The 19,068-nt window shown below is 66.5% G+C and carries 17 protein-coding genes and 2 tRNA genes; 10 read left to right on the top strand and 9 right to left on the bottom strand.

The window, feature by feature from the left end; translation table 11 throughout:
* Positions 1–5: 5 nt before the first annotated feature.
* Entirely contained in the window at positions 6–1,580 is a 1,575-nt protein-coding gene (locus Amac_RS00365) for an MDR family MFS transporter (RefSeq protein WP_155352228.1), read from the bottom strand.
* A 112-nt stretch (positions 1,581–1,692) separates the two neighbouring features.
* Between Amac_RS00365 and Amac_RS00360 the strand changes: the two genes are divergently transcribed.
* The 6 genes from Amac_RS00360 (at position 1,693) to Amac_RS00335 (ending at position 7,992) form a co-directional block, all read left to right on the top strand.
* Complete coding sequence (locus Amac_RS00360; RefSeq protein ID WP_155352227.1) at positions 1,693–2,295, top strand: TetR/AcrR family transcriptional regulator; 603 nt, start codon at positions 1,693–1,695, stop codon at positions 2,293–2,295.
* Positions 2,296–2,320: 25 nt separating this feature from the next.
* A complete protein-coding gene (locus Amac_RS00355) occupies positions 2,321–2,722 on the top strand; it encodes a nitroreductase family deazaflavin-dependent oxidoreductase (RefSeq protein WP_155352226.1) in 402 nt (133 codons plus the stop codon).
* A gap of 58 nt (positions 2,723–2,780) precedes the next feature.
* Positions 2,781–5,276, top strand: coding sequence for a DEAD/DEAH box helicase (locus Amac_RS00350; RefSeq protein ID WP_155352225.1), 2,496 nt, complete (start codon positions 2,781–2,783; stop codon positions 5,274–5,276).
* Between the two features lie 98 nt (positions 5,277–5,374).
* Complete coding sequence (locus tag Amac_RS00345) at positions 5,375–5,725, top strand: effector-associated constant component EACC1 (protein ID WP_155352224.1); 351 nt, start codon at positions 5,375–5,377, stop codon at positions 5,723–5,725.
* Positions 5,718–7,154 (top strand): caspase, EACC1-associated type, encoded by a 1,437-nt coding sequence (locus tag Amac_RS00340; protein WP_155352223.1) that lies wholly within the window; start codon positions 5,718–5,720, stop codon positions 7,152–7,154. Before Amac_RS00345 ends, Amac_RS00340 begins: the two co-directional genes overlap by 8 nt.
* On the top strand, positions 7,141–7,992 hold the full coding sequence (locus Amac_RS00335) for a hypothetical protein (RefSeq protein ID WP_155352222.1): 852 nt from the start codon (positions 7,141–7,143) through the stop codon (positions 7,990–7,992). Before Amac_RS00340 ends, Amac_RS00335 begins: the two co-directional genes overlap by 14 nt.
* On the opposite strand, the gene dusB is transcribed toward Amac_RS00335, so the two are convergent.
* Entirely contained in the window at positions 7,989–9,107 is a 1,119-nt protein-coding gene (gene dusB, locus Amac_RS00330; protein WP_155352221.1) for a tRNA dihydrouridine synthase DusB, read from the bottom strand. The two genes, Amac_RS00335 and dusB, sit on opposite strands and share 4 nt — an antisense overlap.
* A 47-nt stretch (positions 9,108–9,154) precedes the next feature.
* On the opposite strand from dusB, the gene Amac_RS00325 reads away from it, so the two are divergent.
* The 3 genes from Amac_RS00325 (at position 9,155) to Amac_RS00315 (ending at position 10,069) form a co-directional block, all read left to right on the top strand.
* Complete coding sequence (locus Amac_RS00325; protein WP_246267984.1) at positions 9,155–9,862, top strand: ACT domain-containing protein; 708 nt, start codon at positions 9,155–9,157, stop codon at positions 9,860–9,862.
* Positions 9,863–9,912: 50 nt separating this feature from the next.
* Positions 9,913–9,984 (top strand) — tRNA-Gly (locus Amac_RS00320).
* Between the two features lie 14 nt (positions 9,985–9,998).
* Positions 9,999–10,069 (top strand) — tRNA-Cys (locus Amac_RS00315).
* Positions 10,070–10,119: 50 nt separating this feature from the next.
* Here the strand turns inward: Amac_RS00315 and Amac_RS00310 are convergent.
* The 4 genes from Amac_RS00310 to Amac_RS00295 all read right to left on the bottom strand — a co-directional run bounded on the left by Amac_RS00310 (position 10,120) and on the right by Amac_RS00295 (position 14,964).
* Positions 10,120–11,304 (bottom strand): esterase-like activity of phytase family protein, encoded by a 1,185-nt coding sequence (locus Amac_RS00310; protein ID WP_155352220.1) that lies wholly within the window; start codon positions 11,302–11,304, stop codon positions 10,120–10,122.
* A 70-nt stretch (positions 11,305–11,374) separates the two neighbouring features.
* On the bottom strand, positions 11,375–11,890 hold the full coding sequence (locus tag Amac_RS00305; protein ID WP_246267983.1) for a hypothetical protein: 516 nt from the start codon (positions 11,888–11,890) through the stop codon (positions 11,375–11,377).
* A 12-nt stretch (positions 11,891–11,902) separates the two neighbouring features.
* On the bottom strand, positions 11,903–13,801 hold the full coding sequence (locus Amac_RS00300) for an alpha/beta hydrolase (protein WP_246267982.1): 1,899 nt from the start codon (positions 13,799–13,801) through the stop codon (positions 11,903–11,905).
* Positions 13,802–14,502: 701 nt separating this feature from the next.
* Entirely contained in the window at positions 14,503–14,964 is a 462-nt protein-coding gene (locus Amac_RS00295) for an alpha-L-rhamnosidase-related protein (RefSeq protein WP_246267980.1), read from the bottom strand.
* Here Amac_RS00295 and Amac_RS00290 point away from each other — a divergent pair.
* Complete coding sequence (locus Amac_RS00290; RefSeq protein ID WP_246267978.1) at positions 14,939–15,667, top strand: LacI family DNA-binding transcriptional regulator; 729 nt, start codon at positions 14,939–14,941, stop codon at positions 15,665–15,667. The genes Amac_RS00295 and Amac_RS00290 overlap by 26 nt on opposite strands.
* On the opposite strand, the gene Amac_RS57105 is transcribed toward Amac_RS00290, so the two are convergent.
* The 3 genes from Amac_RS57105 to Amac_RS00275 form a co-directional block, all read right to left on the bottom strand.
* A complete protein-coding gene (locus Amac_RS57105) occupies positions 15,641–16,777 on the bottom strand; it encodes a hypothetical protein (protein ID WP_155352217.1) in 1,137 nt (378 codons plus the stop codon). The genes Amac_RS00290 and Amac_RS57105 overlap by 27 nt on opposite strands.
* The gene (locus tag Amac_RS00280) at positions 16,774–18,030 is read right to left on the bottom strand and encodes a glucarate dehydratase family protein (RefSeq protein ID WP_155352216.1); all 1,257 of its coding nucleotides are present in this window, start codon (positions 18,028–18,030) and stop codon (positions 16,774–16,776) included. The genes Amac_RS57105 and Amac_RS00280 overlap by 4 nt, the downstream gene beginning before the upstream one ends.
* A 65-nt stretch (positions 18,031–18,095) precedes the next feature.
* Positions 18,096–18,998, bottom strand: coding sequence for a 5-dehydro-4-deoxyglucarate dehydratase (locus Amac_RS00275; RefSeq protein WP_155352215.1), 903 nt, complete (start codon positions 18,996–18,998; stop codon positions 18,096–18,098).
* Positions 18,999–19,068: the final 70 nt, after the last annotated feature.

Genomic DNA, 19,068 nt, shown 5'->3' with positions numbered 1-19,068 from the left:
TTTGATCAGACGACGGCCGGTTCCGCGGGTTCGGGGGTGGGCTCGTTGCCGCCCCGGAGCGGGACTTCCTTCACGAAGACGGCCAGGACGGGGACGAGCACGGCGAAGATGAGCGCCCAGACGAACACGCCGCTGATGGCACCGGCGAGGGAGTCCAGGAAGCCGGTCTTGATGGCCGGGGGCAGGTCGGCCAGGGCGGTGGGGCTCATCTGGCCGCCCGAGGAGACCATCTTCCCGGCCTCGGCGCCGAATTTCTCGGTAAGGCTGCTGGTGAGGTGGTTGTTGAAGACGGCGCCGAACAGGGCGACGCCGAAGGAGCCGCCGATCGAGCGGAAGAAGGTGCTGGCGCTGCTGGCGACGCCCAGGTCCTTCTGCTCGACGCTGTTCTGGGCGATCAGCATGGTGGTCTGCATGAGGAAGCCCATGCCGAGGCCGAGGACGGCGATGAAGACACCGGTCTGCCAGGCGGGGGTGTTGACGTCCATCCGGGACAGCAGCCACATGCCGGCGGCCATCCCCACCCCGCCGAGCACGGGGTAGATCTTGTACTTGCCGGTCTTCGTGATCGCCCGGCCGACGAACAGGGAGACGACCATGGCCGCGCCCATCATCGGCAGCAGGAGCAGGCCCGAGTTGGTGGCGGTCGAGCCCTGCACGGTCTGCTGGAACAGCGGCAGGAAGCTGATCGCGCCGAACATGGCGAAACCGAGCAGGAAGCCGATCCAGGAGATCAGGTTGAAGTTGCGGTCCTTGAAGACGTGCAGCGGCATGATCGGCTCGGGCGCGCGGCGCTCGATCGGGACGAACAGGGCGAGCGACACGACCGCCAGCACGCCCAGCGAGATGATCTGCCAGGAGCCCCACGGGTAGCCGTGGCTCTGGCCGCCCCACGAGGTGAGCAGGACCAGCGCGGTAATGCCGACGGTGAGGACGGCGGCGCCGAGCCAGTCGATGCGGTGCTCGGTGCGGCGCTTGGGCAGGTCGAGCTTGAGGAACAGCCAGGCCAGCGCGATGCCGCCGAGCGGCAGGTTCACGTAGAAGGCCCACCGCCAGTCGAGGTGGTCGGTGATGAATCCCCCGGCCAGCGGACCGGCGATCATCGCCAGCGACATGATCGCGGCCATGATGCCCTGGTACTGGCCGCGCTCGCGGGGCGGGACCAGGTCGCCGATGATGGCCATGACGCCGACGATCAGGCCGCCCGCGCCCAGACCCTGCACCGCACGGAAGGCGATCAGTTCGGTCATGCCGCCGTCGACGCCGCCGAACAGGGCGGAACCGGCCATGCCGCAGAGGGCGGAGCCGACCAGGAAGATGACGATCGAGCCGAGGAAGATGTTCTTGCGTCCGTAAAGGTCGCCCAGCTTGCCCCAGATGGGGGTGGAGACGGTGGTCCCCAGCACGTAGGCGGTGGTGACCCAGGTGAAGTATTCCAGGCCGTTTAATTCGCCTACGATGCGCGGCATGGCCGTGCCGACGATCATGTTGTCCAGCATCGCCAGCATCATGGCCAGCATCAGGCCTGGCAGGACGATCATGACCTCTTTCGACCGCGCTGGCGCGGCCGAGGTTTCCGTCATTGGGGGCCCCCTTGATAAACTCTTACTTACTTGCCGACCGGCTAGGTACCTGAGATACGGTAGGGTCCTTACTTGCCGCCCGTCAAGTTGAATAAAAGGGACATAGGTGATCATGAGCGAGCGAACGAGCACGGACAGTGCGTTCGCCACCGAGACCGGCGACGAGCGTCCACGGGACACACGCGCGCGTATCCAGGAGATCGCGCTCCGGCTTTTCACCGAGCAAGGCTACGAGGCGACCTCGCTGCGGGAGATCGCCGAGGAACTCGGGGTGACGAAAGCGGCACTGTACTACCACTTCAAGACGAAAGAAGACATCGTCGCGAGCATGATGATCGATCGGGTGACCTTCATGGACTCCCTGATCGACTGGGTGCGCGACCAGCCGCGCACGCCGGAGGTCCGGCGCGAGGCCATCCGGCGTTATGCCGACTGGCTGCACGCGGGCAGCCAGGGCCAGATCATGCGTTTCATGGAGCGCAATCAGACGGCGCTTAAGGGCCACCAGACCATGGGCCAGATGCGCGAAAAAATGCTGGCATTGATGGGGTTCTTCGTCGACACCGACGATTCGCTGACGGTCCGGCTGAAGCGGACGCTGGCCGTGTTCGCGCTGCATGCGGTGTGGTTCATGATGCCCGACGTGACAGACACGGAGCGGGCCGACACCTCACTGAAGGTCGCCCTGGAATTGATCGACGCCTCGGATGGTTGACGCGGTCGAAAGGGAGGTGGCGACCATGCTCTTTGGTGCGCAACATATTGAAAGGTACCTGGCCACGGACGGCCAGGAAGGCCACGACTGGCAGGGCACGACGGCCGCGCTGCTCACGACCAAGGGCCGCCGCACGGGCAAGCAGCACACCACGCCGCTCATCTACCAGCGGTATGGGGACACCTATCTGGTGGTCGCGTCCAAGGGCGGCGCCCCGCAGCCACCGGAGTGGTTCCTCAACCTGGAGGCCAACCCCGAGGTGGAGTTCCAGGTGTTGGGCGAGCGCTTCAAGGCTCGCGCGCGCACGGCCACGGCGGCGGAGAAGCCGGACATGTGGCGGGTGATGGCGGCGGCCTGGCCCGCGTACGACGACTACCAGAAGAAGACCTCGCGCGAGATCCCGGTCGTCGTGCTGGAGCGGGTCTGACAGCGGGAGCTGACATTCCCGTTCGGCGAATGCGGCTGTCGGGGGCAGGATAGGGGGCGTGGACCTCAACCTCACGCAACGACTGCCGCAGACCGCCGACCCTGATTCCCTGTTCGAGACGTTCGTGCAGTGGAACGAGGAACGTGGTCTGACGCTGTATCCGGCGCAGGAAGAGGCCCTCATGGAGGTGGTCTCGGGCAGCAACGTGATCCTGGCGACGCCGACCGGTTCGGGGAAGAGCCTGGTGGCCGCCGGGGCGCACTTCGCGGCGCTGGCGCGGGACGAGGTCAGCTTCTACACGGCTCCGATCAAGGCGCTGGTGTCGGAGAAGTTCTTCGACCTGTGCGCGGTGTTCGGGACCGAGAACGTCGGCATGATGACCGGGGACGCCTCCGTGAACGCGGACGCCCCGATCATCTGCTGCACCGCGGAGATCCTGGCGCAGGTGGCGCTGGCCGAAGGGGCGCGCGCCGATGTCGGCATGGTCATCATGGACGAGTTCCACTTCTACGCCGAACCCGACCGGGGCTGGGCCTGGCAGGTCCCGCTACTGGAGCTCCCGCAGGCGCAGTTCGTCCTGATGTCGGCGACGCTCGGCGACGTCGAGCGCTTCGAGAAGGACCTGACCCGCCGCACCGGCCGCCCCACGGCTGTGGTCAAGAATTCGGAACGCCCGGTTCCGCTGGTCTACTCGTACCGGATGAGTCCCCTGCACGAGACCCTGGAAGAGTTCCTGACCACCAACCAGGCCCCCGTGTACGTCGTGCACTTCACCCAGGCCGCCGCGATGGAACGCGCCCAGGCGCTCATGTCCATCAACATGTGCTCCAAAGCCGAAAAAGAATCCATCGCCACCCTTATCGGAAATTTCCGGTTCACCACGAAGTTCGGGCGTGCGCTCTCCCGGCTGGTACGGCACGGCATCGGCGTGCACCACGCCGGCATGCTGCCCAAATACCGCCGCCTCGTCGAACGCCTCGCCCAGGCCGGCCTGCTGAAGGTCATCTGCGGCACCGACACCCTCGGCGTCGGCGTCAACGTCCCGATCCGCACCGTCCTGTTCACCGCGCTCACCAAGTTCGACGGCAACCGCGTCCGCCGCCTGCGCGCCCGCGAGTTCCACCAGATCGCGGGCCGCGCCGGCCGCGCCGGCTTCGATACCATCGGGTATGTCGCCTGCCAGGCCCCCGACCACGTCATCGAGAACGAGCGCGCCCTCGCCAAGATCGGCGACGACCCGAAACGCCGCCGCGGCTACGCCCGCAAGAAGCCCCCGGAGGGTTTCGTCAACTGGAGCGAGGAGACCTTCGCCAACCTCCAGGCCGCCGAACCGGAACCGCTGACCTCTCGCTTCAAGGTCAGCAACGCCATGCTGCTGGCCGTCATCAACCGCCCCGGCGACTGCTTCCAGGCCATGAAGAGCCTGCTCACCGACAACCACGAAGACCGCAAGTGGCAGCGCCGCCACATCAGCCACGCCATCGCGATCTACCGCTCCCTGCTCGCGGGCGGCATCGTGGAAACCCTCAAGGAACCCGACGACCAGGGCCGCCGCGCCCGCCTCACCGTCGACCTCCAGCAGGACTTCGCCCTCAACCAGGCCCTGTCCACCTTCGCCCTGGCCACCTTCGAGCTGCTGTCCCCCGACTCCCCCACGTACGCGCTGGACATCGTCTCCATCGTCGAATCCACCCTCGACGACCCGCGCCAGATCCTGCACGCCCAGCTCAACAAGGCCCGCGGCGAAGCCGTCGCCCAGATGAAAGCCGACGGCATCGAGTACGAGGAGCGGATGGAGCTGCTCCAGGAGATCACCTATCCGATGCCGCTGGAGACCCTGCTCTTCGGCGCGTACGAGACCTACCGCCAGGGCCACCCCTGGGTCGGCGACCACACGGTCAGCCCCAAGGGCATCGTCCGCGACATGTACGAACGCGCGATGACCTTCGTGGACTACATCCAGTTCTACGAGCTCGCCCGCTCCGAGGGCACCGTCCTGCGCTACCTCGCCGACGCCTACCGCGCCCTCTCCAAGACCGTCCCCGAACACGCCAAGACCGACGATCTCATCGACTTGATCGAATGGCTGGGCGAGCTGGTCCGCCAGGTCGACTCCAGCCTCATCGACGAGTGGGAGAAACTCGCCAACCCCTCCGAGGCCCTCGAAACCCGCGACGAGCTCGAATCCAAGCTCCGCCCGGTCACCGCCAACACGCGCGCCTTCCGCGTCCTGGTCCGCAACGCCATGTTCCGCCTGGTCGAACTCACCGCCCTGGACAAGCAGGAAGAACTCGAAGAGCTCTACCCCGACGTCGACTGGGCCTCCGCTATGGACGCCTACTACGAGGAACACGACGAGATCGGCACCGGCCCTTCGGCCCGCGGCCCCGCCTTCCTCCAGATCGAGGAGGAAAAGGAACTCTGGCGCGTCCGCCAGGTCATCGAGGACCCCGCCGGCCACGGCGACTGGTCCATCAAAGCCGAAGTCGACCTCGCCGCCTCCGACGAGGCGGGCTTCGCCGTCCTCCATGTCAGCGGCCTGAGCCGGATGTAATTCCGGCGTGTTGTGGCGGGAAACTCTTCCGGGGCCCGGCGATTCCTGCAACGATTTCCGCAGGGGTTCGGCGAGCAAGGGGGGCGGGCCCAATGGAGGTGCGGATACGAATCTCGGCGCCCGATAGGCCGGCCGAGTACGCCGCCTTGTGGAATTGGCTGCGAACCGAACGCGAACTGGCCGGAAGGACACGCGCGATCCAGCGGCCCCCCGGCCCGGAGGAACTCGGCGACGGAATCGACCTCATCGCCCTCGCCGTGAGCTCGCTGAGCGTCCTGATCGCGCTGGCGCAGACGATACCCGGGTATTTGAGCACCCGCCGCTCACAAATCCGGCTCCATCTGCGGCGCGCCGACGGCGCGGAGCTGGAACTGGACTCCGATACGGACATCGACAAGGTCGCGTCCCTGGTGCAGGTCTTCCTGCGTGACGGCTTCGACGATGAATGACGGGTCGAGGGCCATTCTCATCGGCACCGCCCGCTACGAGGACGGTCATTTTCCGCAGCTTCCGGCGGCGGCGAACAGCCTGGCCCAGTTCAGGCGGGTGCTCACGGACAGAGAACTCTGCGGGTGGCCGGATTCGCTCGTCACCGTGCACCAGGATCCGACCGACGTCCGGCGGCTCCTCCAGGACATCCGGCGGCAGGCTCGCAACACGGATCGGGTGCTGCTGCTGTACTTCGTCGGGCACGGAACGCTTCTCCCGGATGGACGGCTCTGCCTCGCGCTCACCGACACCGAGTCAGGGGACGCCGACTACACCGGGCTGGAATATCAGCGCATCCGAGAAGCTTTGGTGGACAGTCCGGCCCGCACGAAGATCGTCATTCTGGACTGCTGCTTCTCGGGTCGCGCGATCGAGGCCCTGTCGGGCTCGGCCGGGGACATCACCGATATCCACGGATCCTATGTGCTGACCGCCAGCGATAACGCGGCTCATGTCGTGCCGTTGGAGCGGCAGGCGGATACCACCACGTCATTCACCGGCGCGCTGGTCGAGCTGATCCGCGCCGGTATTCCCGGGGAATCCGAGGAGCTCACGCTCGGCGTTCTCTTCCCGCATCTGCGAAATAGGCTCGCGCGGGCGGGCCGGCCAGAGCCGAGTCAGCACGGCAGCGACACGGTGCACGGTTTTCGTTTCACCCGGAACGCGGCCCACGGGGCCGCCTCGGCCAGACCTCAATTGACGCCGCGCGCACCCTACAGCGGCGAGATGGTGCTGCCGTTCTATCTGGTGTGCGAGGAATCGTTCGCGCTGGCGGGCCCGGCCATTGAGCAGATCAACAATTCGCTATCCGAATTGCACTTCGCGATCGGCGGCAATCCGGTGGTCGCCGACAGGACACGATTCTGTCTGATGAGCTTCTCCGACACGGCACAAGTGCTGTTGCCCCTGTCCGACCTGAGCACGGTGACGTCCGTGCCCGGGCTGCTGGCTTCCGGAGGGACCAACTACAGCGCGATCATGAACCTGTTGCGTATGACGATCAACCACGACGTCCTCGCCCTGAAGTCGGACGGCCACCACGTGTTGCGCCCGACGGTCTTCTTCCTGACCGGAGGGACGCCCTATGACGCCGACGAATGGCCCGCCGCGTATCGCCGGCTCGTCGACCCGCGCTGGCGGGCGCACCCCAACATCCTGGCGTTCGGATTCGGTCAGGCCGACCCGGTCACGGTGAGCCAGGTCGCCACCGTGCGGGCGTTCATCTGTGATGGCACGTTCGGCCCCGCGCAGGTGCTGAACGAGTACGCCCACTCCCTGATCACTTCCGTCGTCAACTCGGGCTCTTCTGGCGCGCCGGGGGGCGCCACGATCATCGTTCCCGACTTGCAACCCGGGTTCACTATCCTTCCCGCCGATGACATCTTCTGACGCCACCGGCCGGAGCGAACTCGTGCTCGGCGACAGGCTGAACTCCGGCGGTCAGGGCGTGGTGCATGAACTGCTCGGGCCGGAGACCGGTTACGTGTTCAAGGCGTACAATCCGAGCCTGCTTCCGGTGAACGGGGCTGCTTTGCAGCGTCTTGTCGACTTCCCCGAGGAGCTCACCGAAGCGGACCGCGAATTCCTGATGCGCCAGACGGCCTGGCCGCTGGCGTGTGTCATCGAATGTGACCAGGTCAGAGGGTTCGTCATGCGGAGGGTTCCCGAACGATTCTGGGGTGACACGCCCGCGGGCCCGCGGCTCCGCGAGTTGCAGTATCTCCTCTACGAACGGAAACCGCTCTGGGGCGACATCGCTCCGCTCGCCATCGAGGACCGCCTCGACGTCGCCCGGCAGACCGCCGAGCTGTTCAGGTTCCTCCATTCCCGGCGACTGGTGGTCGGTGACGTCTCGATGCGGAATCTCCTCTGGTCTCCGCGTCCGGTCACCGTATTCCTGCTCGACTGCGACGGCATCACCATCTCGGGAGAGCCGGGCGTGCTGCCGCAGCCGACCACGCCGGACTGGACTGATCCCTATGAACCTCATAGCGGGCCGGATATCGATACTGACCGGTATAAACTCGCGCTGCTCATCGCCCGGGTGCTGACCCGGAACCCGTATCTGCTTCCATCCCAGCGGCCGGACTTCCTGCCTGGCCTCCCTGCGCAGACGGCCAGAAATGTCGAAGCCCTCTTCGCCAGAGCGGCAGGGCCCCCGGGGGAACGATCGAGCGCCGCGGCGTGGGTCAGGGCCCTGATCCCTGAATCGGAGCTGAGCGGTTAGCCACCCGAAGTCGCGTCCTCGGCGTCGGGGGAAGGGATGGCGAGTTCGTCGGGGTCGTCGAGCCAGCCGTGTGGGAGCAGGACCTTCTGGCGTTCGCCGCTCTTGCCGCGGGGGCCGTCGGCGGCTTCGCCGGGCCAGGGCTGGGTGTGGTCGAGTTCGGCGAGGTGGTCTTCGAGTTCGGCCAGGCTGGTGGAGAGGGCGAGGACGCGGCGGGTTTCGGCGCCTACGACGAAGCCCTTGAGGTACCAGCCGATGTGTTTGCGGAAGTCGGCCACGCCGTACCGCTCGCTGCCGATGACCTCGCAGAGGAGTTCGGCGTGGCGGAGGAGGGTGCGGGTGACCTCGCCGAGGGTGGGGCGGGCGCGGTCGGGGCTGCCGTTGAAGGCGTTCTCCAGGTCGCGGAAGAGCCAGGGGCGGCCGAGGCAGCCGCGGCCGACGACCACGCCGTCGCAGCCGGTCTGGGCGACCATGCGGAGGGCGTCGTCGGCGGTCCAGATGTCGCCGTTGCCGAGGACGGGGATGTCGGGAACCGCGTCTTTCAGACGTTTGATGGCGTCCCAGTCGGCGGCGCCGCCGTAGTGCTGCTTGGCGGTCCGGGCGTGGAGGGCGATGGCCGCGATTCCCTCTTCTGCGGCGATCCGGCCCGCGTCCAGATATGTCAGGTGATCGTCGTCGATGCCTTTACGCATCTTCATCGTCACCGGCAGACCGCCCGCGTTCGTGACGGCTTCGCGCAGGATCGCCCGCAGGAGCCTCCGCTTGTACGGGAGCGCCGACCCGCCGCCACGTCGCGTCACCTTGGGCACGGGGCAGCCGAAGTTGAGGTCGATATGGTCGGCCAGATCCTCTTCCGCGATCATTCGGGCGGCCTTGCCGATGATGGCCGGGTCGACTCCGTACAGCTGGAGGCTTCGGGGGCGTTCGTGCGGGCCGAATCTGATCATTTCGAAGGTCAGCGGGTTGCGCTCGACCAGCGCGCGCGAGGTGATCATCTCGCAGACGAAGAGGCCGCCGCCCTGCTCGCGGCAGAGGGTGCGGAAGGCGATGTTGGTGATTCCGGCCATCGGGGCGAGCACCACCGGCGGCCACACGTCGAGCGTCCCGATTTTCACCATGCCATTGTCCCGTCTTTGAGCGGGTCCTCGGGTTACAAGATCGCGTTATGGCCGATAATCTGAGGTCTGGAGCGGTCGGGGAGGCGTCCATGTTGTTGCGGCTGCGTATCGCCGTGCCGGATCGTCCGGGTTCGCTGGGTCAGGTGACCAGCGCGCTCGGGTCGGCCGGCGCGGATATCACCCAGGTCATCGTGCTGGAACGCGGTGACGGCCGGGCCGTCGACGACTTCACCGTGTACTGGCCGGACGCGGCGCCCCGCGAATACCTGATCAGCGCCCTGGAAGAGCTCGACGACATCAAGATCGAAGGCGTCTGGTCCACCCGGGAAGCGCCGGGCACCTACCCGGAACTGGAAATCCTCAAGTTCCTGACCACGGCCGGCGAACGCGCCCTGGCCACCCTCATCGACTCGATGCCGGTCCTGTTCAGCGCCGACTGGGCCGCCGCCGGAACCGAACGTACGCCCCGGGAAACCGTCTACTCCAGCTGGCGCGCCCCGGAAACCATCCCATACCCGGCCGAAACCCCGTCCAGACCGACCGCGTCGACGCTCGAATCCGGCCTGCACCTGATCACGGCGCCGCTGCCGCCGCTGGCTCTCTCGCTCGTGCTGGCTCGCGCGGAAGGCCCCGACTTCCACCGCATCGAGGTGCACCGGCTCACCCGCATCCTGGAGATCTTCCTGATGCTGCCCGCCATCGAGCGGGGCGCCGACCGGGCGTTCCGCAACCTCGCCACGCGCACGCAGGATTAACGGCGGCTGACGAAAACCCGCTAGAATCCGAGGGTCGCCGCGAGGCGTGCGCGGAAGTGGCTCAGTGGTAGAGCATCACCTTGCCAAGGTGAGGGTCGCGGGTTCGAATCCCGTCTTCCGCTCGCAGATCTTCCCCGGTGGAGTGGCCGAGAGGCGAGGCAACGGCCTGCAAAGCCGTGTACACGGGTTCAAATCCCGTCTCCACCTCCCCTTGTGGTGACCAGGGCGCCTTGGACGACGCCCTGGTCACCGGTGGATCAGGAGTAGACGCGCCGGTCCGCGTCCAGGTCGCGGGTCAGGCGGATGGTGATGAACTCGTTGTTGTCGGCCACGCCCGCGGTGCGGCCGTTCGAGAACGGGTAGTTGTTGTCGTCCAGGACCCCGAGGGTGCGGTCGTCGAGGATGACGACGTCCTCGATCGTCTGGAACGGGAAGCGGAAGGTGTCGCCGAAACCGCCGATGTGCCGGGGGTTGGCGATGTCGAGCAGGTCGGCGACGAGGGTCTTCTCGACACCGTGGTTGCTCAGGGTCACCTCGAAGATCTTCTTGAACGCGGCGGCGTCGCCCTGGCCGTTGTCCCGCTCGATGACCAGGAACCGGCGCTTGTCGATCGCGATGAAGTCACCGATCGCGTTCGACGGCGAGTCCAGCTGGTAGGCCCAGCGCTGGCCGGTGTACGCGCGACGGCGCAGGTCGAACTCGTTGATCCGCAGCGTGCCGGCCGGGTCGCCGGTGACCGTGCCCTCCAGCAGCGGGTAGAGCGTGCGCCCGTCCACCGACCGGGCCATGCCCTCGAAGCCCTTGCTGCCGCCGAGATTCGGCGTGCCGCCGTTGAGGTACGGATTCTCCGGCGCCTGCACACCCGGCAGCGCGATCGGCGCCTCCAGCAGCTTGCCGCCGGCCGAGAAGTGCAGCAGGAACGGGCCGAACTCGTCACCGATCCAGTACGTGCCGTCGCTGGTGCGCACGATCGACTCGACGTCGAAGTCGGCGCCGGTGAGCTTGCGGTCCTGCCGGGTCAGCGGGAAGGGCGCCTTGCCGTACGGGTCGGTCAAGTTGAAGCCGCCGAGCACCTTGATCGTGCCGTCCCGGAAGGAGGGCTTGATGTGGTGCACGCGGAGCAGGAAGTCGGAGCTGTTGGCCTTCGCGCCGTAGCCGTTGTCGGAGAGCGCGAAGAAGGTGCCGTCGTGGTTGCGGACGATGCCGCTGAAGCCCTGCACCGGCTGGCCGGGGAACGGCGGGGTGATGCCGTTGCTCGGCGCCGTCCCCAGGAGGGAGCCGGAGGGCTCGCTGCCGGGAACGTAGGTCTGCGCCGGCAGGGAGGCGAAACCGGTGAGCGTCGCCCTGCCGTACTGGCCGTGCCGGGAGGGGTCGGCCTGAGCGGGCACGGCGACGGCAAGGGTGAGCGCCACCGTACCCAACATGATCAATGTTCTTCTCATGTCGGGCAGGCTAGGGGTTCCCGGTGACAGCCGCCCTAACTTCAGGTGGCGTCGCCGGTGATGTCAGGGCTCAACTGCCTGGCTGAGTGGGTTCCGGGGTGCCATTGGGCCAGATACAGGTCGAGGTGGCGGCAAGCGTGGGCACATCATCATTTGTCCAGCCGAGTGCGAGGTAGAAATCGTCGGGGCGAGTGCGTCCGACGACCACAAGGCCGTCATTCGACACCCCATCAATGATGTGGCCCTGCTGTTCCCAATGGGCTTTCACGCGTTGCGTGACCTCGGTGATGCGGCCCTTGGGGATGCCTCGGAGGAAATACTTCCGGTTGACGACGATGCGTTCCTCGGAGCCGCCGTCGATAGGGTCGAGGCATAGGTCGTCGCCGAGGCTGGGTTCGTATAGTTCGAGCTCTTTTGGCATGTCGATGGCGTCGGCGGCTTCCTTGATGAGCTGCTCGACCCGGGCGAGCGCCTGTGCCTTCGTCATCGTCGGCCGGTTGGGTGGTGCGGTCATCCTTCCCCCTAAAACAGCTTCGCCTGGAGCGCAGCCGGAGATGAGAACCACTCCAGCGACGATCAATCTCATGCGGCGGAGCATCTAGCCTCCCGGCGGCGTGGGTGACGGCTGCGGCGATGGCGAGGGCATAGCCGTCAAGACCTCGGCGGGTGGGGACGGTGCGGGCGGGGTCGGCGAGGGCTGCGGAATGGGTGTGGGTTTCGGTGGCTTGATCTCTATCACGCGGTCGTACTGGCCGTTGATGAGATAGCCCAAATTCACCAGAGACGATGAGTCGTTATTCCAGTAGCTGGAGTGAGATGAAAAATTATAGTCAATGACGTTCTGCTGGCCACCTTGAACGACGAATTGGCGAGCGCCGAAGGAAAAGTCGCTGGGATCGGTGCCGAACGGGCCGTCCAGATCCGGGAAGACAGCGGACATGCCGCCCCCGAGGGCCTTCTCGGCGCTGGCCGGGACATGGCCCAAATCGGCCACCGGATCCTGGGGAGCCTCACCCACCCACACCTGGTCGACGCCCAGCTCCCTCGCCGTTGAGACGCCCACCCCCGGACTGCCCACCAGGATCAGCTGGTCGGCGAAGGTTCGCGCCCGTCTCCGCGCCGCGTACCCGACGACCAGCGAACCGTAGCTGTGGCCCAGCACCGTGAACCGCGGATCGACTCCCACCTTGTGCGCGGCGTTGAGCCCGTCGGTGAAAGAAGCCAGCGACTTCGAACCCTCTGAGGCGACGTACGGGGCCGCGACCGAGCGATCGGCTGAGAATCCACTGAGATCGAGCTGCGGGGCTTCATATTCGAACCATGCGATTGAGGCGATCTTCTTTTGATCTTCCGAGGAGTCGGCCTGCTTCCAGAGCGTGGAGGCTCGCATGACGTCTCCGTAGATGCCTTCCAGCTTGGTACCGGTTCCTGGCACTGACGTGATCACCGAGTCGGTGGTGTCCGGGTCGCCGAAGGAGATGGCGGTCCGGCCGAGGCCGCCGAGGCCGATGCTGAGCAGGAACGCCGGCGGGCGTCCGTCGCGTTCGCCGAGTGCCAGACTCTTGTTGACCTCGTCGATCTGCCGCAGCTTCAACTCCAGCGTTGCTATTTCGGCCTTCGCCGCTTCCGCTGAGCGGCGTAGTTGTTCCAGGCGCTGGGTGATCTCGGTGTGTTGTGCGGTCAGATAGCCGCGGTTGGCGCGGTCGCGGGTGGCGGCGGGGAGGCCGTTGAGGCCGCCGATCAGGTTCGGGGCGGTGGCGATCAGGTGTTCCTGGGTTTGTTTGTCGAGCAGGTGCCACCAGGCGTTGACGCGGGCGGCCAGGGTCGGGTCCTTGCCGGTGCGCTGGAAGGTGAGGAGCAGGGCCAAGGCCTTCTGGTCGCCTGTCGCCGCGAGGGTGAGGGCTTTCGCGGCGCCGGCCGTGTCGGGGGCGAAGCCGCCGAACAGGCCGAAGGCCGCCATCGCCGGGGAGGTCAGGCCGGGGGCGGTCTCCTGCCGCTGCAGGATCGTGAGCCGTCTTCTCAGGTCGAGCACTTGTTTGGCGGCCCAGGCTCCGGCGTCGGCGACCTGCCGCTCGGGGCCGGAGGGGACGCAGGCGGTCAGCAGTTCCGCTGACAGGCGGTGGGCCGCCTCGGGCAGGTATCGGGCGGCGCGGTCCAGGTCCTGGACCAGGCGGGTCATCGCCTCCACGTTCATCCCGGCGAACCCGTCCGGGACCGCGGCCGACATCACCGCGATCGAGGTGGACAGTGACGGCGATCGCGCGTGACCGCCTTGGGCGCGGATCCGCTCGGCGATCTCGTCGGCCGCGCTCTGGAAGCCCCGTTGCATCCGGATTCGCTGCTCGGCCAGTTCCTGGGAGAAACGAACGGCTCCGCCGCCAACCCAAGAATGGGCGGCCATGTAACGCATACACGAATCGAGCGCGGAGACGTGTTCATCCGCCAGCCGTACCACCCGGGACAATGTTGCTTCTAGCCCGGCCGTGTCAGCCGCCACGACCGGCGACTCTGTCACAGCCAGGTCGTGTGCGGCGATCAATCATGCAAAGCCGATATGAAAGATGGTTTGATGCTGTCCGATCGCTAAACCCTTCGCCTACCGGGCAGGTGGGACGTTGCCCATTGCTCCCAGACTGTTGGGGGGTTGGCTGTGAGTTGTGCGCTGTGGTCTTGTGCGGCTGAGGTGCTCATGTTCATGGCTTCGGCTACTCGTTGGATGGTTCCGCCTGCGGTGATGTAGGCGCGGATTACTCCGTCGCGGGCGCCCTGGAGGCGGGGTGGAAGGCGGTCGAGGCCGCGGAGTGCGGCGGCCCAGTCGCCCTGTGTGGGGGCGGGTGTGCCGGGGTCGCGAGAATTGATGTTGGTACGGAGCATGGCCATGGCCCATAAGCAGCTGTCGAGGATTTCGGCCATGAGTAAGGCGTCTCGGCCGATGGTCTCCGCCTCTGATGGAGTCAGCCTGATGGTGATCTCCATTCCGCCGTTGGTTTGATCGTCGCCAGGTCGGTGGGAAATGGTCATTTGGTCCTCCAGTGATGACCCCCGATTAGAGCATCACATCACAGATGGACCGTCAGATATGCGGAGGGCCTGAATGCCGGAGCTACCAGGCCCTTTGGGTGTGCTACGGGGTGGGAAATCGGCTGGTGAAGGTGTGGGTGCCGGAGCCGATTTCTTTGGGTGGGGTGCCGGGGAGGTCTATTTCGGCGATTGTGCCGGGGGGATTGTGGTGGTGACGGTCAGGGTGGTTTCTGTTCTGGTCCAGGTGACTGAGGTTGGGCCGTACGGGGTGTGGAGTTCGGCGGTGGCGTGGGTGAGGTCGCCGCCGGGGCGGGGGGCGATGCGGAGGCGGCGGTAGCCGGGGGCGGTGGGGGTGAGGCCGGCGACGACGCGGTGGAGGAAGTCGGCGACGGCGCCCAGGGCGTAGTGGTTGAAAGAGGTCATTTCGCCGGGGTTGACGGTGCCGTCGGGGAGCAGGCTGTCCCAGCGTTCCCAGATGGTGGTGGCGCCCATGGTGACGGGGTAGAGCCACCCGGGACAGTCCCGCTGGGTGAGCAGGCGGTAGGCGGTGTCGTACGCCCCGACGGACGCGAGGGCGTCGCAGATGAGGGGGGTGCCGACGAAACCGGTGGCGATGCGGTGGTCCTCCAACTCGACCAACTCGACGATCGAGGCGCTGGTCGATCGTCAGGTGGACGGGATCCTGATGATCGCGCCGCTGACCTCCCGGGCGGATCTGGACAAGATCGCGGAGAGCATTCCGATGGTCGTGCTGGGACGGCACGAGAAGTCGGCGATCTACGATTCGGTGTTCGACGACGATGAGTACGGCGCGTCGCTCGTGGTGGAGCATCTGATCGGGCTGGGGCATCGGCGGATCGGGCATATCTCGCAGAAGGACGCCAGCCGGGCGCGGCCGTCGGCGTCGCTCATCTCGATTCGGGCGGACAGTTACGCCCGGGTGATGCTGGATCATGGGCTGGAGGATGAGATCGCCGTCGCGATGACGGCGTGGACCGAAGAGGGCGGTTATGCGGGCACGCGTGAGCTGCTCGCCCGCGCGCCGGGGGTGACCGCGATCTTCGCGGGGGCTGATCAGGCCGCGTTCGGCGCGCTGGCCGCCGTGCATGAGGCCGGGTTGTCGGTTCCTGGTGACGTGTCGGTGGCGGGGTATGACAACACGCGGATGGTGGCGCTTGATCACATCTCGCTGACCAGCGTGGACCAGGACGGCCTCATCATGGGCCGGACCGCCGGGCGGCTCCTGCTGGAACGGGTGGAGGGGCGGACGGCGTCGGTGCGGTTCTCCGTCACGCCCTCGCTGGTCCCCAGGCGCTCAACCGCCGCGCCGCGCGCCGGATGACCAGGATTTGAACAGTCGCAGTGCGTTGGTCAGCGCGATCAGGCGATGTGGTGAGGCGAGGCCGAGATGGTAGAGGTGGAGTTCGTCGGCGCCCGCTTGGGTGAGGGTGGTGAAGGTGCGCGCGAGTTGTTCGGAGCCGGGCGCTTTCGGCTGCAGGATCGTGGCGTAGGCGCCTAGTTTTCGGCAGGAACCGGCCAGATCCGCGAGGTTCGCGCTGGCTTCTTCGTCGGTTCCCCAGCACTGGGCGACGACTCCCGTGAGCGCTTGGTCGGAGCCTGGGGGCTGCCCGAGGGGGAACGGGGAGAACGACCCGGTTGTCCAGAGGTCGGCGGAGGCGTGGAGGCGGATGGGGTGGCCGTGGGCGGCCTTGATCACTCTGGTGTGGAGCGCTGTGGTGAGGGTTGTTCTGAGGGCGCTGAGCTGGGGGGACAGGTCGCCTAGGGCGGCTTCCATGGAGGGGGGTGAGGTGTCGATGGCGGCGCGGACGTGGGCTTGGAGAGTGTCGGGATATTTCGGGGTGCAGGCGGTGCAGAAGCAGAGGGAGAGCAGGGCTGATTGGGTGGGGGTCCAGTCGGCGCCGGCGGTTTTGTCGTGGACGGACTGGTGGGCGATGCCCATGGGGCCGCAGGCTTCCAGGATGATTCCGTCGGGTTCTCCTAAGTCGATGATCTCGCTGACCAGGTTGGCGCAGTAGTCGAGGACGTCCGGGTGGGACGGGCAGAGCGCGTGTGGGTACGGGTCGCCGAAGGCGTTGCGTACGGTCAGGGCGGGGTGGGCGCGGCCGAGGGAGGTGTTGTGGGTGAGGACCGTCCAGGCGTGGACGGGGAGGCCGGTGGATTTCAGGGCGTCCCGGGCTTGGAGGTAGGCGTCGGGTGGGGTCCATGACGGGCTTTTCGGGGATAGGGGGCCGTAGGCGGCTTGCCGTACGGGGAGGTAGAGGGCGGAGTGGGGGACTTCCAGGACGCGGTGGGCGGGGTGGAAGGGGGTGGCGGCGCGGGTGGAGTGGTAGGAGGCGGCGAGGGCTATCGCGTCCACGCCGGTCGCGGCCAGGCGGTCGGGGGCGGCGGGGTCGCCGACGATGTCCCAGGGGAAGACGTAGCCGAAGTTCACCAGCGGGGCCTCGTGGTGGGGAACGTGGGGTCGAAACGTCGGATGTAGCCGGTGTCGTCGCGGGCGGTGAGGCCGCAATTGACGTACTGCTCGTGCATGACGGCTAGGGCGTCGCGGTCGAGTTCGATGCCGAGGCCGGGGGTGGTGGGGACGGGGACGGAGCCGTCGGTGAAGCGGAGCGCGCCGGGGGCGATGACGTCCTGGCCGTCCTGCCAGGGGGTGTGGGTGTCGCAGGCAGTGGTGACGTTCGGGACGGCGGCGGCGAGGTGGGTCATGGCGGCGAGGCTGATGCCCAAATGGGAGTTGGAGTGCATCGAGAGGGCGATGCCGAAGGTTTCGCAGAGGCGGGCGAGCTGGACTGAGCGTGTCAATCCGCCCCAGTAGTGGTGGTCGGAGAGGAGGACGCCGATCGCGGATTGGGCGATGGCGGGGGGTAGGTGGTCGTACGTCACTACGCACATGTTGGTGGCGAGGGGCATGGGGGCCTTGGCGGCGACGGCGGCCATTCCTGGTATGCCGGATGTGGGGTCTTCCAGGTATTCGAGGGTTCTGTCGAGGGCGTGAGCGACTCGGATCGAGGTTTCGATGGACCAGAGCGCGTTGGGGTCCAGGCGGAGGGGGTGGGTGGGGAAGGCGGCCCGGAGGGCGAGGATGGCGTCGATTTCCTGGTCTGGGGGGAAGACGCCGCCTTTTAGTTTGATCGATTGGAATCCGTACTCGTTGATGAGTAGGTGGGCTTGGGTGACGATTTCTTCGGGGGTTAGGGCTTGGCCGAAGCGGTCGGCGGGGGTGCCGGGGTGGGCGGGCCATTTGTAGAAGAGGTACGCGCTGTACGGGACGGAATCGCGGACTGGGCCGCCGAGGAGGTCGCATACGGGGCGGCCGATGGCTTTGCCTTGGATGTCCAGGCAGGCTACTTCGAATGGGGAGTAGACGCGGTCGATGCTCTTCTCTTTGGTGGCTGCTCCGGTCAGGCCGTGGAGATCGCTGATGGCGTCGCCGGTTACTGCGGAAATATGGTGGTAAATCTGGTTTTGGGCGTAGATGTCGAGGCCGGTGATGGCTGATGCGGCTTCGCGTACCTTGTTGAGGTGGGCGAGGTCGCCGTAGGTTTCGCCGAGGCCGGTCAGGCCTTCGTCGGTGTGGATTTCGACGATTGTCCGGAGAGCCCATGGTTCGTGGACGCCGGCGGCGTTGAGCAGGGGCGGGTCCCGGAACGCTACGGGGGTGACTGTGATCTCTCGGATTTTCATGTGAGTGACCGCCGGGCTGGTGAAATGGCTGAATCGGGATCTGGACAGCCGCTGCTGTCTGGTTGTTAGGAGCTGATTGCTAAGCCTGCGTCGAGGAGGCGTGCGAGTGCGGCGACATGTTCGGGGGTGGGGTCCACGAGTGGCGGGCGAACGTTTCCCGCGTCCAGGCCGCGTAGTTTCACGCCTGCTTTGACCAGAGCGACCGCGTAGCCGGGGACACGATCGCGTAGTTCGACGAGAGGGAGGTAGAACTCTGTCAGCAGTTGCTGGGTGAGCAATTCGTCGCCGCTGGTGATGGCTTTGTAGAAGGCGAGTGCTACCTCGGGGGCGAATGCGAAGGCGGCGCTCGAATAGAGTGGGACGCCGAGGCCACGATAGGCGGGAACTGTGAGTTCCGCGGTGGGGAGACCGTTGAAGAAAGTGAATTCGCGGTCGGTTTCCTGGCGGACGCGCAGGATGATGCGTTGCAGCAAATCGATATCGCCCAGGCCGTCCTTGAAGCCGACGACGGTCGGCAGCTTGGTCAACGCTACGGCGGCGTCGGGGGTGAATCTGGCTGTTCCGCGCTGGTAGACGATGATCGGCAGATCGCTGACCTCGGCGATTTGTCGGACATAATCCACCAGGCCGGATGGGGGCGCTGTGACCAGATACGGCGGGAGAAGGAGCAACCCATCGGCACCCGATTCCGAAGCCGCCCTAGCACATGACCGAGCGAACGGCAGCGAACCTCCCGCACCCGAGATGACGGGCACCCGCCCCCCAACCACGCTCACCGCGGTGTCCACCACATCCGTGTACTCATCCAGGCTCAGCGCATTGAACTCACCCGTGCCACAGGCCGCGAACACTCCCCCAGAACCCGCCACGACACCCATCGCCACATGCTCAGCAAGCACTCCACAATTCACCGCCCCACCTTCCCCAAAGGGCGTAACCGGAAAGAAAAGCACCCCATCAAGCCGCATCGCTACCTCCACTCTCCACACGACTTCTCCCACCCACCCTTGATTCCCCTCGGCTCCACAGCCCATCGAT

It is taken from the genome of Acrocarpospora macrocephala, from assembly GCF_009687865.1.
Lineage (GTDB): Bacteria > Actinomycetota > Actinomycetes > Streptosporangiales > Streptosporangiaceae > Acrocarpospora > Acrocarpospora macrocephala.
The sequence above is the reverse complement of the archived record's forward strand: the minus strand, read 5'-3'. Positions and strand labels throughout refer to the sequence as shown.

Bases quoted from the DNA above. Each gene is read 5' to 3' on its own strand.
- Amac_RS00290 (WP_246267978.1), top strand. From the start codon at position 14,939: ATGCGGTGGTCCTCCAACTCGACCAACTCGACGATCGAGGCGCTGGTC.
- Amac_RS00360 (WP_155352227.1), top strand. From the start codon at position 1,693: ATGAGCGAGCGAACGAGCACGGACAGTGCGTTCGCCACCGAGACCGGC.
- Amac_RS00340 (WP_155352223.1), top strand. From the start codon at position 5,718: ATGAATGACGGGTCGAGGGCCATTCTCATCGGCACCGCCCGCTACGAG.
- Amac_RS00305 (WP_246267983.1), bottom strand. From the start codon at position 11,890: ATGAGATTGATCGTCGCTGGAGTGGTTCTCATCTCCGGCTGCGCTCCA.
- Amac_RS00325 (WP_246267984.1), top strand. From the start codon at position 9,155: ATGGCCGATAATCTGAGGTCTGGAGCGGTCGGGGAGGCGTCCATGTTG.
- Amac_RS00275 (WP_155352215.1), bottom strand. From the start codon at position 18,998: ATGCGGCTTGATGGGGTGCTTTTCTTTCCGGTTACGCCCTTTGGGGAA.
- dusB (WP_155352221.1), bottom strand. From the start codon at position 9,107: ATGGTGAAAATCGGGACGCTCGACGTGTGGCCGCCGGTGGTGCTCGCC.
- Amac_RS00280 (WP_155352216.1), bottom strand. From the start codon at position 18,030: ATGAAAATCCGAGAGATCACAGTCACCCCCGTAGCGTTCCGGGACCCG.
- Amac_RS00355 (WP_155352226.1), top strand. From the start codon at position 2,321: ATGCTCTTTGGTGCGCAACATATTGAAAGGTACCTGGCCACGGACGGC.
- Amac_RS00335 (WP_155352222.1), top strand. From the start codon at position 7,141: ATGACATCTTCTGACGCCACCGGCCGGAGCGAACTCGTGCTCGGCGAC.
- Amac_RS00365 (WP_155352228.1), bottom strand. From the start codon at position 1,580: ATGACGGAAACCTCGGCCGCGCCAGCGCGGTCGAAAGAGGTCATGATC.
- Amac_RS00310 (WP_155352220.1), bottom strand. From the start codon at position 11,304: ATGAGAAGAACATTGATCATGTTGGGTACGGTGGCGCTCACCCTTGCC.